This is a genomic window from Atribacteraceae bacterium (genome assembly GCA_035477455.1).
In the GTDB taxonomy this organism is placed as follows: Bacteria; Atribacterota; Atribacteria; order Atribacterales; family Atribacteraceae; genus DATIKP01.
The window spans coordinates 1-13,395 of sequence record DATIKP010000042.1; the positions used below are offsets into that span (position 1 = coordinate 1).

The window sequence follows — 13,395 nt, forward strand, 5'->3', positions numbered from 1 at the left end:
GATTTCCAATCTATAACGGCGGATTTCAATAGAATCGGCGTTAGGAAGGCGTACTTCGGGCCGCACGAAATAGCGGCTCCTGAAGACCAACGGCTGATCTTCACCGGCCTCCAGGATCTCAAGACTCGGTTCCCCGATTATATCTCCTTTCTCCTGTTCCAGCACTTCCCGAAAGACGCTCGGCACCAATTTTTGCACGAGAGAATCCCTCAGATGCTCAGGATCGATATAGCGGCGCAAAATGGATCGCGGCGCATATCCCTTTCGGAAGCCGGGAACCTGGGTCCGGAGATTGAGTTCCCGGTAGATTGTCTCCTGGGCTTCCTTGACTCGTTCTTCCTCTATCGTGATGATCAATTCAAAAATGTTTATCGCCTTCTCTTCTTTTTTAACCTCAACCATGAATCCATCTCCACCTTTCCGATACGAAAATAAAGATACCTCGCTGAGCAGTATAGAGGTAAACCATACCAAATCCGCTTACCCGGAAAAGGATGCCGGTTCGGCAGGGGCTTCTTCAAGTCGGCCCTATTATAGCTTTTATCGGCGGCATTCGCAATAAATGAGAAGGTCTTGAATTTTTCGCTTCCCTCGTTGACTTGCCGAAAATTACCCGTTATCCTTATGGAGGTGATTTAAGCCACTTAGCGCAAAACTAAATCCTATTTTTATTTATGTAGTCATACATTAATCTTGCTGGACTAAATGGAGCGGTATATAAGCCTGAATCTGGTCACGATTTTCCTTATGCTATGCTCAAAACATATGTATAATTATATAAAATGGTAAGTATGCTAAATAAGCGCTGTTTTGCTTCCCGGCAATGATAAAACCGAGGAAAACGTCCGGATTCTGGCTGACTTTCATCCTTTTGTTTGGTTTTTGGATGCTGCTATCCGACCGGCGGGACATGATGCACCTTGGCTTCGGACTTGCTTCCTCTCTCCTGGTGGCCCTCTTCTCTCATGATTTGCTTATAAGAGACTCAGGATCGGGAAACACCCTTCACTGGCTGGGCATCTTCCTCAGACTTATACCGTTTTTGGGGTGGTTGCTCTGGCAAATCATTATTGCGAATATCGATGTTGCACGCCGGGTGATCGATCCCAAAATGCCAATACGACCAGGAATCGTCAAAATCAGGTCCAACATGAAAAGCGACTTGGCTCAAACCACGCTGGCAAACTCGATTACCCTGACCCCCGGCACCATGACCCTGGATATAGTGGATGGCGACATCTACATTCATTGCCTGGCAATTGAGGACGAAGAAAAGATACTGAAGAGTGAAAGGGAGTTTGAGAGACAAGTTGAACGCCTATTCAGAAAAAGGCCTGCCGGTAGGCAAGGTCAAAGGAGGGCACCCTGAGAAATGAGTGTTTTTATGTCGATCGCGCTGGCCTTGTGTTTCAGCACACTGTTATGTACTTATAGACTGATATCCGGTCCCACTTTGCCTGACCGGATAGTGGCAGCATCAGCGATTACCACCAAGACTCTGGCGATCCTGGTTCTCCTTGCTTTTATGTATGACCAGAAGATATTCCTCGACATCTCCATAACCTATGCCCTGCTGGCTTTCCTGGCGGTGCTGGCGGCCGCCCGATATCTGGGAACAGGGAGAGTAGGATGATCTTTTTTTACATAATAATCGAGATATTGGTGGTCCTCTTTCTCGTTTTGGGGGCATTGTTCTTCCTCCTGGGAACTATCGGTCTTCTTAGATTTCCTGATGTCTATACCCGGCTTCACGCCGTAACCAAATGTGATACGTTGGGACTGGGATTGATCCTGGTGGGGTTAATGCTGTATGAAGGGGCAACGCTAACCAGTGTGAAAATAGCCTTCATTATAATTTTTGTCTTTCTAACCAGTCCCACCGCCGCCCATGCCCTGGCCCGGGCGTCCTATAAACACGGGGTGAAACAATGGGACAAGAGTGTGTTGGACAGGTATAAGGAGGCCTCCTCAGGCGATGGGAATATTTGAGTTTATACTGCTGTCTTTTCTGATGTTGTTGGCTGTCGCCGTGGTCTTTATGCGGGATTTGCTGGCTGCAGCCGTTGTTTTCGCGGTCTACAGCCTGATCATGGCCATAGTGTTCACCCGGTTGAAAGCTCCTGATGTAGCCTTAACCGAGGCAGCGGTGGGTGCAGGAATTACCACCCTGCTCTTCATTGTCAGCATAGCCAAGACAATCCGGAGGGAAGAAGATGACTAGATTCAGGCATCTGGTGACACTTATTGTCTTACTGGGTATCGGGTTCATACTCACCATGGCGGTGATCGATATGCCGGTATTCGGCGATCCTGAAGCGCCCGCTCATCGCCATATCGCCCCCCGCTATATCGCCAGGGCCTACGAGGAAACCGGAGTGCCCAATATGGTTACCGCAATTATCCTTGACTACCGTGGATATGACACCCTGGGCGAGCTTACGGTGATATTTGCCGGCGGGGCAGCGGTGCTCTCTCTTCTTGTGGGGAGAAAGCACTGATGACGACCGTAATTATTCAGACGATCGCTCGGTTACTGGTACCCCTTATACAACTGTTCGGGCTCTATGTCATCGTTCACGGACCGGTCAGCCCCGGCGGTGGTTTCCAGGGTGGGGTCATCGTGGGATCGAGCATGATACTGCTGGCGTTGTCTTACGATTTATCCAGCGCCGAAGCCAGGTTAAGTCACAAGGTGAGAATCGCTATGGATAGTCTCGGTTCTCTGTTTTTCGCCGGAATAGGAATATTGGGTTTGCTGGCCGGGGGTGTTTTCCTGAATTATGGCGTTATCCCCCTCCCCATGCCTCCGGCCCAAGTCAGGGGGATCCTGATTCTACTCGTCGGAGTGGCCATCGGAATTCACATCATGGCGCTGGTAGCCTCATTATTCCTACACCTGGCGGAGGAAGATCATGATAATTGAGTTCATAGCGATCAATTTTCCTTATCTTACTTCGGTGGCCCTGCTCCTTATAGGACTTTATGCCCTGATCGCGCGCAGAAATCTGATCAAGAAGGTTATGGGACTGAATATTTTCTCTACTTCAGTGTTGCTTTTCCTGACATCGGTGGGCTACAAAGAGGGTGGGGCGCCTCCCATAAAGGTACCAGGAATAGAGGTATATGTGAATCCGCTGCCCCATGCCCTGGTGCTCACCGGAATCGTGGTTTCCCTGGCGCTGACCTGTTTTGTTCTCGTTCTAACTATTAAGATATATAAAGAATATGGGACTTTGGATTCAGACAAACTGAGCGACCTGTAACCATGCTGGAGCATTCCATTGTACTATTGATTATAACGCCGTTGGTCGGTGCGTACCTCATCCCATTATTGGGGTTATGGCGAGAAAGACTTAGCTATCCGGTAGCCATAGCCGCGGTACTACTCTCAGCTTTCTTCACGTTCGGACTGACCGGCTCGGTACTGACCCGGGGTACCATTCGGTATGCCGTGGGGGGTTGGCCGCCCCCCTATGGGATCGAGTTGGCAGCGGACCCGCTCAGTGCTTTTATGTGCCTCACCATCTCTCTGATTAGCCTTCTTGCGGTGATATATTCCAAGAGCTACATCGAGAAAGAGTTGCCCGGGGGGAAAACAACTTCCTACTACACCCTGCTGTTGCTCCTGATCGGTGGTATGCTGGGAGCGGTAGTTACCGGTGACCTTTTTAACTTGTTTGTATTAACGGAGATATTTTCGATATCCGCATATGCCTTGGTGTCTATAGCCGAAAGGCGAGGCTCGTTCATAGCCAGTTACCGCTATTTGATACTGGCGGCAATCGGTACCAGCCTCATACTGCTGGGGACCGGCTACCTCTATATAATCACCGGTACGCTGAATATGGCAGATCTCGCCCTCAGACTGCCGACATTGGATGACCCCTGGGTAGTGTTTGGTGCCATAGCCTTTTTCGTGGTGGGCTTTGGCATCAAGACCGCCCTCTTCCCCTTGCACGCCTGGCTCCCCAATGCATACGCCGTCGCACCGGCACCGGTAAGCGCCATCTTTTCCGCTCTGGTGGCAAAAGTGGGCGCTTATTCCCTCATAAGAGTACTTTTCACCATCTTCGGGGTCCAACTCATCACCGGGCCGATACCTGTTGCAGCGGCGTTGACTTGGGTGGCGGCGGCGACCATACTCATGGGTTCCCTGTACGCCATATCGCAGACGGATATCAAGAAGATGTTGGCTTATTCCAGTGTGGCCAACACCGGGTATGTGCTGCTAGGCGCGGGACTTGCCGTAGAGTTGGGCATGACGGGGGGTATACTTCATATCTTGAACCATGCCCTGGCAACCGGGTGTCTTTTTTTCTGCGCCGGAGCGGTGCTCTATAAGACCGGGATCCATCGCATAGAAGATTTCCGCGGTCTGGGCAGCAAGATGCCCCTCACGATGGCCGCATTCACTCTGGCGGCGGTCTCGCAGGTGGGAATCCCTCCCACCGCCGGATTCGTGAGTAAGTTCTACCTCAGCCTGGGGGCGTTGGAAGCAGGCGAGTGGATATTTATCATCGTAATATCCCTGGGCAGCCTGATGAGCGCGCTATTCTATCTGCGAGTCATTAAGTTGATTTACTTTGGCGGAGACAAACTTAAGGAGAAAGCGCAGATGGACGAACTCCCCCCGGGCATGATCATACCCATAATGATCCTGGCGCTGGGATGTGTGGTGCTCGGCATATTTGTGGGATTACCACTGTCTATGGTCGAGTCGGCGGTCAAGTTGTTGTTGGGAATGTGACGGCATAGGATATATGAGATACATGGATAACCCAAACAAGAAGAGAATTCTGAGATACCGAAAATACTTTTTTTGTCTCGGCTTTCTGCTGGTCGCCCTGTTCGATTTCTTCCTACCCCGCGATCCTTTTTTCTGGTTTGATGGACTACCGGGATTTTATTCGATGTTCGGCTTAGTCTCGTGCGTTCTTACGATCATCATATGCAAGGCCCTGGGACGGCATTGGCTCATGGTGCGGGAGGATTACTACGACGTGAAGGACCAAGAAGAGGGGGGAGAGCACTCTGATTGAGCGTATTTTTCCTGTACCTCCAGCCGCCATATTTATTTTAGGGGCACTCCTCGTCCCGTTTCTCAAGGGGAGATTAAGAAGTGTTTACCTGCTTCTATTACCCATAGTTGCCTTTGTAAACCTTCTGTATCTGCCCGAGGGCCTCCTTTGGGTTCATAACATTGCCGGGTTTGATCTTATCTTCGGCCGGGTTGACTCGATAAGCCTACCTTTTGGATATATATTCGTTATCATGGCCTTCCTGGGGACACTCTATGCCCTCCATGTAAAAGAGAGCGGTGAGCATATCGCTACCTTCATCCTGGTCGGCACATCTCTTGGCGCGGTCTTCGCTGGTGATTACCTTTCCCTCTACCTTTTTTTGTCGCTGATGACTGTTTCTTCCGCCTTCCTTATTTTTTGCCGGAGGACGAAATCTGCCACAGATGCGGGATTCAGATACCTTATATTTCACCTTTTCGGGGGAAGTCTTTTACTGATGGGAATAATACTCTATTACCTATCCACGGGACATACCGATTTTGGACCCTTAGGAAGCGGTGAACCGTATTTCTACCTCATAATGATCGGGGTTCTGGTGAAAGCCGCTGTTCCGCCGTTCCATGCCTGGTTACCTGATGCCTACCCGCAAGGGACGGCCACCAGTAGTGTAATCTTATCGGCATTTACTACCAAGGTCGGCGTATATATGCTGATCAGGGCGTTCGCTGGGGTTGAGGTCCTGATATGGTTAGGAGCGATAATGGCGGTATATGGCGTTGTTTATGCTGTGATTGAGAATGACGGCCGCAGGTTGCTATCTTACCATATTATCAGCCAGGTAGGCTATATGGTGGCGGCCGTGGGACTGGGGACTCCGCTGGCGATAAATGGCGCAATTGCTCATGCCTTATGTCATATTCTCTATAAGGCCCTGCTCTTCATGGGTCCGGGTGCAGTGCTCCATGTGACCGGAAGAGAAAAACTTACTGAATTGGGGGGGCTTTATAAGACCATGCCCACAACCTTTATTCTTCTTATGGTCGGTGGACTTTCTATCTCGGCAGTGCCGTTATTTAGCGGATTTGTCAGCAAAACACTAATTACCACAACTGCGGGCTTGCAAGGCGAAGCTGTAGTATATCTCTTGCTCCTATTAGCTTCGGTAGGGACATTCCTGCACACATGTTTAAAGCTCCCATACTATATGTTTTTCGGAACAGACCGGGGCATAGAAGCAAAAGAGCCACCCCGCAATATGTTGATGAGCATGGGGCTTGCTGCATTCTTGTGCCTATTTATCGGCATATATCCCGCAGTTCTCTACAACATCCTTCCCTACCCTGTTGATTTTGTTCCCTACACGCTTGAAAAGGTGGTAGAGAAAATTGTCCTTCTCTCATTTGTTTTCATGGGATTCTGGCTTTTAAAAGAGAAAATTGCCGGGCAACCAACAATTAGCCTTGACACAGATTGGTTCTATAGAAAAGCGGGGACAGCCTTCATGCGTTTTTGCGGGAGCCCCGCCTCAATGAAGGCATACGTCAGAAACTTGGATTCCGCCCTATTCCTGGTTGCCTTGATGCTGGCCTTTTTTCTCCTGTATCAGGCGCTGACGCATCTCTTTTAAACTTGATTCTACTGCAATAAGTAATTCTGCTGCAAAACAACGAAGGAAGCCTGGCCTAAGTTGCCTAAATCAGCCGCCGAAATCACCGCATTTTCGAAGTAAATAGGCCAAGGATGGCCTTTTCAGCATCACTGCAACCGGATGTGGTCTGAGATGCGTGCGAGAAAATGCCAGATGAGGCGGGGCTGAGGGCAACGGGGCCTCGCTGAAATGAGTTTTTGCAGCAAAATCAAACTTACCTTCGCCGGAGCGAAACTCCCTACTGTTTCACAACCGCTTAAAACTGATCAGTCCACTTTTTTACGAAAAAGATTTTTGGGTAGGACACGCATAACCCGGCGTTCATGGTTCTCTAAAATCAAATATCAGCTCCGAAGATTTTTAAATATTTATGGTTCACCGTTGACTTGCCAAGAATTACTCGTTATCCTTAGAGCGGCAATCCAAGTAACGAGGTGCAGTAAACGTCCTTATGTTTTACACATTGCTATCGGTAGCTTAGATGGAGCAGAACATGAATTTGCCTCTGGTCATGGTTATCCTTCTCCCCCTGGTCGCAGCCGGACCGGCCGCTCTCCTCTCGCCCCGGCTGTCCAGGTGGTCTAACCTGGTCATCGCCTCCCTGGTATTGCTACAAGTCGTGCTCCTGATCACCCGAACGATCCCGGAGGGGGGCTTGTTCCTGGGGAAAATCCTGGGCGTTGACTTTCTTTCCGCTCTTCCTCTCCTGTTCGTCAATGTCTTATCGGTGGGGTTTTGCATTTTCGCCCTCAGCCGGCCTTCCAAGACCACCCTGTTTTACTATTGCCTGACCCTGGCCTTTATCAACGGGACCCTGGTCGGCCATCACCTGGTCCTGTTTATAATGTTCTGGGGGCTTTCCGGAGCGATGCTCTACTTCTACGGCATTTTACGGGTAGAGGCCAGAAGAATCGCCCGCAAGGCATTCCTGGTCTCCGCTCTGTCTGACGCATTCCTGATTTTTGCTCTCTCGGTGCTGGCCAAGACGGGGGACGGCCTCCCCGGGATCAAAGAGTTGCAGATGGAGTCGGGCAGTCTCTGGAACACCGTCGCCTATCTCGCCCTGGCCTTTGCCGCTTTCGCCAAAGCGGGGTGCTTTCCCCTGCACACCTGGATACCGACCTACTGTGAAAAATCCCCCATGGAATCGGTATATATCCTCCCCGCTTCCTGGGACAAGCTGATCGGGATCTATCTGTTGGCCAGACTCCTGCTGGTGCCGAATGCTCCCTCCCCAGTCCTCCCCATGGTCATCGCCGTGCTGGGGGCCTCCACCATCGTCATCGGGGTGATGATGGCCCTGGTCCAGCACAACGGACGCCGCCTGCTGGGATACCATGCAGTCAGTCAGACCGGCTACATGGTCCTGGGACTGGCCAGCGGCACCGCCATCGGCATCGCCGGGGGGTTGCTCCACATGGTCAACCACTCCATCTATAAATCCACCCTGTTCATGAGTCTGGGAAACGTGGAAGACGCCACCGGCACCGGCGAACTCCAGGAGTTGGGCGGACTGTACCGGCGGATGCCCGGCACATTCATCGGAGCCCTCATCTCGGCGTTATCCATCACCGGCCTTCCCCCCACCAACGGCTTCATATCCAAGGGTCTGGTGTACAGTGGAGTCCTTCTGGCCGCCAGCAAGGCCAGCGGAGTCCCCCGGCTGATCTACCTGGTCTGCCTGGCCTTCGCCCTGCTGGGCACCGCTATGACCATGGCCAGTTTTTTGAAATTCATGTATACCGTTTTCCTGGGAAAAGGGAAAGAAGACTGGTCCAACATCCGGGAAAAAAGCGTCAGTACGGTCCTTCCCCTGCTCCTCAACGCCTCCCTGTGCCTTCTGATCGGACTGTTCTGGAAGAGTTTCCCCCTGGGGATCCTGCGGCCGGTCGTTTCCCTCGCCTCTCTTTCCAACCCGGGAAGTTATTCGTTTATGTACACAATAGCCATCAAGTATCTCCCGCTGGTCGCCGGAGGGTTCTTTTTCTACCTTTTCTTCCGGCTCATGCGCTATAAGCAGTTACTTGACCAGGACCGCATCGAGGATCCCGGCCGCTCGGCCGCCCGAGGGGATTTCTTTCACGAGATCCGGGACATGGCCCCCCTGGCTGCTATCTACACAGCTGCCGAACGCAGGTGGTTTGATCTGTTCGAGATCATCAATATCCTGACCAAACGAACCGTTGCGGCGCTACGAATCCTGCACACCGGCGTATTGTCCTTCTATTCCATCTGGATTGTCCTGGGGTTTGGAGTGATCACCCTTTTTCTGTTCTTTCTGAGGGGGGGGTGAACGATGCCGATTGAAACTTGGTTGTATGTCCTTCTCGGATTCATGATCGTCGGTTCCATCGTTGCCCTGGAACTCACCGATCTTCTCTCGGCGGTAATTTCGGTAAGTATGGTCGGTTTGGGATTGTCTGTCGCCTTTTTGCTGCTCCAGGCCCCGGACCTGGCCTTAGTTCAGTTTGTCTTCGAAATCATTGCGGGGATCTTTTTGATCGTCTTGATGCGGATTATCGGAGTGCGATGGGAAAAAGAGACTGAATCCACTGCTATGTCAGTGCTTAAGGCCGCCTGTCTTGGTTTGGTCATGCTGGCTACCCTCCCGTTTTTCTACCACTTCACTCCCTTCGGACAACCGTTGGTCACGGTTGCCTCACACTATCTCAGCGAAGGCTTGCGGGAAACCGGCGCTGTCAACCTGGTAACGGCGATCATACTGGACTACCGGGTATACGACACTCTGGGGGAATCCGTCGTCATTTTCGTATCTATCCTCGGTGTAATCACATTGTTGCGAAAAGTCGATAAAGGAGACGGCAGAGACAATGATAAATGATCAAAACCAGCCGGGGATGACCCTGATTGTCAAAACGGTGACTCGCTACACCGTATGGTTGATCTTGTTCTATGGTCTATATCTGGTGATTTTCGGTCACCTGAGTCCAGGGGGCGGTTTTGCGGGCGGTATGGTGATTGCCCTGTCGTATATTCATCTCACCCTGGCCTTTGGCCGCCGCACCGGGCTGAAGGTACCGGACGAAGAAACCGCACACGTTTTGGATGTCGGCGGAGCCTTGATATTTGCCGGTATCGGATTGATCAGTTTCCTTTTAGGTTTGCCTTATCTCACCAACTTTCTGAGCCCCGGTACCCCTTTTACCTTGTGGAGCGCCGGAACGATTCCGATCCTGAATCTGGCCATCGCTCTGAAAGTAGGTATGGGCTTTTTCCTGCTCTACCAGGTCCTGCTCCATTTGGACCAATTCACGATGAAGCGGTGAAGCAGTCTTTTGCGCATCTACGCATATACGCATTAGAAGGGGACCATTAAAATGATCTACGCAATGTGTTTTCTGTTTTTTCTGGTCGGATTGTATGGAGTGCTGGTCAAGCGGAACCTGATCAAAATCATCCTGGGAAGTGGCATCATGGGATATGCTCTCAACCTGTACCTGGTCTTGATCGGCTACCGGGAGGGAGGGGGATTCCCGATTCATTTACCCGATGAAACACCCAAAGCGATGGTCGATCCGCTTACCCAAGCCCTGGTGTTGACTTCTATCGTCATCGAGCTGGCTACCACCGCTTTGCTGGTCAGTCTGGCCATCAAGATATACCAGCATTATCAGACCCTCGATATCCACGCCGTCCGGAGGCTGAAAGGTTGATCATTCCCTCCCTGGTCATACTCCCTCTGGTTGTCGGACTACTGCTCACCCTGGTCGGCAGAAAAAACCCGCGGTTTTCGGAAGGGGCAGCTCTTCTGACTACCGGATTAGTCGTAATTTTTTCCATCCTCCTTATCCCCGGAATCAATCGTACGGGCAGTATAGTTTATGAGTTTTCCGGTTGGAGTATACCTTACGGAATCGCCTTCGTTTTCGACCATCTCTCTGCGTTCTTTGTGCTTATTGTGGGAGTTCTGACCTTTTGCGCGATACTCTATTCTCTGGCGACCATCCGCAAGTATGGTGGAACCTGGAATTATTATTCACTCATCATGTTTCTCGTCGCCGGCATGAACAATATAGTCCTCACGGGGGACCTCTTCAATCTCTTCGTTTTTATGGAGATCACTTTGTTCGCATCGTATGCTCTGGTCGCTTTCCAAGGACGAGCCGAACAGTTTGAAGCTGCTTTTAAATACGCCATCATGGGATTTATCAGTTCGACTTTCATCCTCATCGGTATCGGTAGTCTCTACAACCTGTTCTCTACCCTGACCCTGATGCATATTTCCAGCCTCCTGACGACCACGCCCGCCCTCAACTTGGTTTTTGCCCTCTTTCTGGTTGGTTTCGGCTTCAAGGCCGCCCTGTTTCCCTTCCATTTTTGGTTACCCGATGTTCACTCCTCCGCACCTACTCCAGTTTCTGCCCTTCTCTCCGGAGTGCTGGTCAAGGTGCTGGGAGCTTATGGCCTCCTGAGACTCTTCTATACTGTTTTCGGTGCACCCCGCCTACCCCTGGAACTTCTGGTAGTATTGGGAATCACCACTTTGTTAATCGGAGCCTTGATGGCTCTCCCTCAGCAGGATATTAAAAGAATGTTGGCTTACTCCAGCGTCAGCTCCATGGGATATATCCTTTTTGCCTGTGGTCTGGGTACCCCTCTTGGAGTACTGGGAGCGCTTTACCATATGCTCAATCACTCTTTGTCGAAAAGTCTCTTGTTTCTGAATGCCGGAGAGATAGAAAGAGCAGAGGGGACCCGCCGGATGGATCTAATGCAGGGAAAAAGTGGGCGCTTTCTCTATACCACCTCTTGGGTTGGTATCCTGGGTATTTCCGGTGTGCCCCCATTCGGAGGATTCTTCAGCAAACTGATCATCGTACTGGCAGCCGTTCAGGCCGGAAAAACGATCTTCGCGGTCATCGCCGTCGCCGCAAGCGTTCTCACTCTGGCCTATTACTTAGCCATGATGGGAAAGGTCTTTCCTAAAGGACCGCCCTCGATCGTCAACCATCTTCGGTCGAATTATCCGATTACCCTCTCGATGACCATCCTGGTTGTTTTATCCCTCGCCGCCCCCCTTTTATTTCTACCCGGTGTGCGGGAAATAACCCTGGAGAGAGTAGTCACTACGATCTTCAATCGGGAAGCGTATATCGCCCTACTTACCCTGGGGGGGAGTAAATGAGTATTCCCTGGAAAAGCCGAATAATCGTTTTCATTCTCTCCCTTGTCGGTTGGTGTTTGATAGCTCCCCCCACTCGCTGGCCGGACTTTCTGGTTGGAGTGGGGGTCGCCCTTCTGGTCTCCGGGTTGACCGGTGGGATACTTTTGAAATCCGGTCGCAGTTTCCACATCAATCGCTTGTACCATGTTGTTGTCTACCTGGGGATCCTTCTCTGGGAAATGGCCCGGGCCAACCTTGATGTGGCGCTGCTCGTCCTCAAACCCCGTCTCGTTATCAAGCCGGGTTTTGTTCGAATCAAGACCACATTACAGGAAGACTCCTCTATAGCCTTACTCGCCAACTCCATCACCCTCACCCCCGGCACTTTGACAGTCGATGTCGATCAATCCAGAAAACTCATCTATATCCATTGCATTGTCGTCCAACCGGCGGATCTCGATGAATCGACATCCGCCATCGGTAAAAGTTTCAATACTATTTTACAGAAGTTCATGCGATGAAAAGCACGCTGTTTTTAATCGGAATCGTACTCCTGGTCGTGTTCCTGGCGCTGAATTTCGGGGTTTTTCAAATCGATTTTATTGCCCGTTTGATCAACGTCCTATTGATCAGCGCCGCTCTGGTCACTTACCGGATCATTTTTGGACCTTCCGCCGCCGACCGGCTGGTAGCGGTCGATATTATCGGGGTTCTGATCGTCGGTTTGCTGGCTCTTCTGACGCTTCATACCGGCGCTCACTTTTTTCTCGATATCGCCATCGCCTGGTCACTTCAGAGCTTTATCGTTTCTCTGGCTCTGGCCAAATACCTGGAAAACAGAAAGATCGATGATTAGAGAAATCATTGGCTATATCATAATCTGTAGCGGATTGGCCTTCAATTTCTTCGGAGCCTTGGGCCTGGTCAGACTACCCGATATCTATAACCGCTTGCAGGCGGCTACCAAATGCGTTACCTTCGGGTCCTCGGGCATTCTCTTCGGAGTATTCGTTATCAAAGGATTTAGCCCGGAAGGGATCAAGGCTCTCATTTGTATGGGCTTTATTTTATTGACATCACCGGTCGCTGCCCATGCCATTGCCCGGGCAGCTTACCGCTGCGGGGAAAAACCCTGCCCATCCACGGTGATAGACCGATATGGTATTGCCATCGAGAAAGAAAAAATGAAAACACAAAGAAAACAACACCAACCGAACGATACAGGGACAAACAATAGTTGAATCGCTCAGAAGCACAGGTAGGAAAAGCGATCTTATATAATAATGACCGATAATGGATAAAGAGCTTAGATGGAGCAGAACATGAATTGGCCTCTGGTCATGATTATCCTTCTCCCCCTGGTCGCAGCCGGACCGGCCGCTCTCCTCTCGCCCCGGCTGTCCAGATGGTCTAACCTGATCATCGCCTCCCTGGTATTGTTACAAATCGTGCTCCTGATCACCCGAACGATCCCGGAGGGGGGCTTGTTCCTGGGGAAAATCCTGGGCCTTGACTTTCTTTCCGCTTTTCCTCTCCTGTTCGTCAATGTCTTATCGGTGGGATTTTGCATTTTCGCCCTCAGCCGGCCTTCCAAGACCACC

The 13,395-nt window shown here is 51.0% G+C and carries 20 protein-coding genes; 19 read left to right on the forward strand and 1 reads right to left on the reverse strand.

What is annotated here, in order from left to right; genetic code table 11:
* Nucleotides 1-402: trigger factor family protein (locus VLH40_02310; GenBank protein ID HSV30844.1), on the reverse strand; the 402-nt coding region annotated here is incomplete at its 3' end.
* A 469-nt stretch (nt 403-871) separates the two neighbouring features.
* On the opposite strand from VLH40_02310, the gene VLH40_02315 reads away from it, so the two are divergent.
* The 19 genes from VLH40_02315 to VLH40_02405 form a co-directional block, all read left to right on the forward strand.
* Nucleotides 872-1,369, forward strand: coding sequence for a Na+/H+ antiporter subunit E (locus tag VLH40_02315; GenBank protein ID HSV30845.1), 498 nt, complete (start codon nt 872-874; stop codon nt 1,367-1,369).
* A gap of 3 nt (nt 1,370-1,372) precedes the next feature.
* Nucleotides 1,373-1,633, forward strand: a complete 261-nt coding sequence (locus VLH40_02320) for a monovalent cation/H+ antiporter complex subunit F (GenBank protein HSV30846.1) — start codon at nt 1,373-1,375, stop codon at nt 1,631-1,633.
* A complete protein-coding gene (mnhG, locus tag VLH40_02325) occupies nt 1,630-1,989 on the forward strand; it encodes a monovalent cation/H(+) antiporter subunit G (protein HSV30847.1) in 360 nt (119 codons plus the stop codon). Before VLH40_02320 ends, mnhG (VLH40_02325) begins: the two co-directional genes overlap by 4 nt.
* Nucleotides 1,976-2,221: a hydrogenase subunit MbhD domain-containing protein gene (locus tag VLH40_02330; protein ID HSV30848.1), complete on the forward strand. Its 246-nt coding sequence runs from the start codon at nt 1,976-1,978 to the stop codon at nt 2,219-2,221. Before mnhG (VLH40_02325) ends, VLH40_02330 begins: the two co-directional genes overlap by 14 nt.
* Nucleotides 2,214-2,498, forward strand: a complete 285-nt coding sequence (gene mbhE / locus VLH40_02335) for a hydrogen gas-evolving membrane-bound hydrogenase subunit E (protein ID HSV30849.1) — start codon at nt 2,214-2,216, stop codon at nt 2,496-2,498. Before VLH40_02330 ends, mbhE (VLH40_02335) begins: the two co-directional genes overlap by 8 nt.
* Nucleotides 2,498-2,923 carry an MnhB domain-containing protein gene (locus tag VLH40_02340; protein HSV30850.1) on the forward strand — a complete coding sequence of 142 codons (426 nt, stop codon included), beginning with the start codon at nt 2,498-2,500 and terminating at the stop codon, nt 2,921-2,923. The genes mbhE (VLH40_02335) and VLH40_02340 overlap by 1 nt, the downstream gene beginning before the upstream one ends.
* Complete coding sequence (locus VLH40_02345) at nt 2,913-3,263, forward strand: cation:proton antiporter subunit C (GenBank protein ID HSV30851.1); 351 nt, start codon at nt 2,913-2,915, stop codon at nt 3,261-3,263. The genes VLH40_02340 and VLH40_02345 overlap by 11 nt, the downstream gene beginning before the upstream one ends.
* A 2-nt stretch (nt 3,264-3,265) precedes the next feature.
* Complete coding sequence (locus tag VLH40_02350; GenBank protein HSV30852.1) at nt 3,266-4,747, forward strand: monovalent cation/H+ antiporter subunit D family protein; 1,482 nt, start codon at nt 3,266-3,268, stop codon at nt 4,745-4,747.
* A 22-nt stretch (nt 4,748-4,769) separates the two neighbouring features.
* On the forward strand, nt 4,770-5,039 hold the full coding sequence (locus tag VLH40_02355; protein HSV30853.1) for a hypothetical protein: 270 nt from the start codon (nt 4,770-4,772) through the stop codon (nt 5,037-5,039).
* A gap of 4 nt (nt 5,040-5,043) precedes the next feature.
* Complete coding sequence (locus tag VLH40_02360) at nt 5,044-6,648, forward strand: Na(+)/H(+) antiporter subunit D (GenBank protein HSV30854.1); 1,605 nt, start codon at nt 5,044-5,046, stop codon at nt 6,646-6,648.
* 514 nt (nt 6,649-7,162) lie between these two features.
* Nucleotides 7,163-8,962 carry a proton-conducting transporter membrane subunit gene (locus VLH40_02365; protein ID HSV30855.1) on the forward strand — a complete coding sequence of 600 codons (1,800 nt, stop codon included), beginning with the start codon at nt 7,163-7,165 and terminating at the stop codon, nt 8,960-8,962.
* Nucleotides 8,963-8,965: 3 nt separating this feature from the next.
* Nucleotides 8,966-9,511, forward strand: coding sequence for a hydrogen gas-evolving membrane-bound hydrogenase subunit E (gene mbhE / locus VLH40_02370; protein ID HSV30856.1), 546 nt, complete (start codon nt 8,966-8,968; stop codon nt 9,509-9,511).
* Nucleotides 9,501-9,956, forward strand: coding sequence for an MnhB domain-containing protein (locus VLH40_02375; protein HSV30857.1), 456 nt, complete (start codon nt 9,501-9,503; stop codon nt 9,954-9,956). The genes mbhE (VLH40_02370) and VLH40_02375 overlap by 11 nt, the downstream gene beginning before the upstream one ends.
* 51 nt (nt 9,957-10,007) lie before the next feature.
* On the forward strand, nt 10,008-10,343 hold the full coding sequence (locus VLH40_02380) for a cation:proton antiporter subunit C (protein ID HSV30858.1): 336 nt from the start codon (nt 10,008-10,010) through the stop codon (nt 10,341-10,343).
* On the forward strand, nt 10,340-11,815 hold the full coding sequence (locus VLH40_02385) for a proton-conducting transporter membrane subunit (protein HSV30859.1): 1,476 nt from the start codon (nt 10,340-10,342) through the stop codon (nt 11,813-11,815). Before VLH40_02380 ends, VLH40_02385 begins: the two co-directional genes overlap by 4 nt.
* On the forward strand, nt 11,812-12,315 hold the full coding sequence (locus tag VLH40_02390; GenBank protein HSV30860.1) for a Na+/H+ antiporter subunit E: 504 nt from the start codon (nt 11,812-11,814) through the stop codon (nt 12,313-12,315). The genes VLH40_02385 and VLH40_02390 overlap by 4 nt, the downstream gene beginning before the upstream one ends.
* Entirely contained in the window at nt 12,312-12,650 is a 339-nt protein-coding gene (locus tag VLH40_02395; GenBank protein ID HSV30861.1) for a monovalent cation/H+ antiporter complex subunit F, read from the forward strand. Before VLH40_02390 ends, VLH40_02395 begins: the two co-directional genes overlap by 4 nt.
* Nucleotides 12,643-13,035, forward strand: a complete 393-nt coding sequence (gene mnhG / locus VLH40_02400; protein HSV30862.1) for a monovalent cation/H(+) antiporter subunit G — start codon at nt 12,643-12,645, stop codon at nt 13,033-13,035. Before VLH40_02395 ends, mnhG (VLH40_02400) begins: the two co-directional genes overlap by 8 nt.
* A gap of 81 nt (nt 13,036-13,116) precedes the next feature.
* On the forward strand, nt 13,117-13,395 hold a 279-nt coding region (locus VLH40_02405; protein HSV30863.1), incomplete at its 3' end, for a hypothetical protein.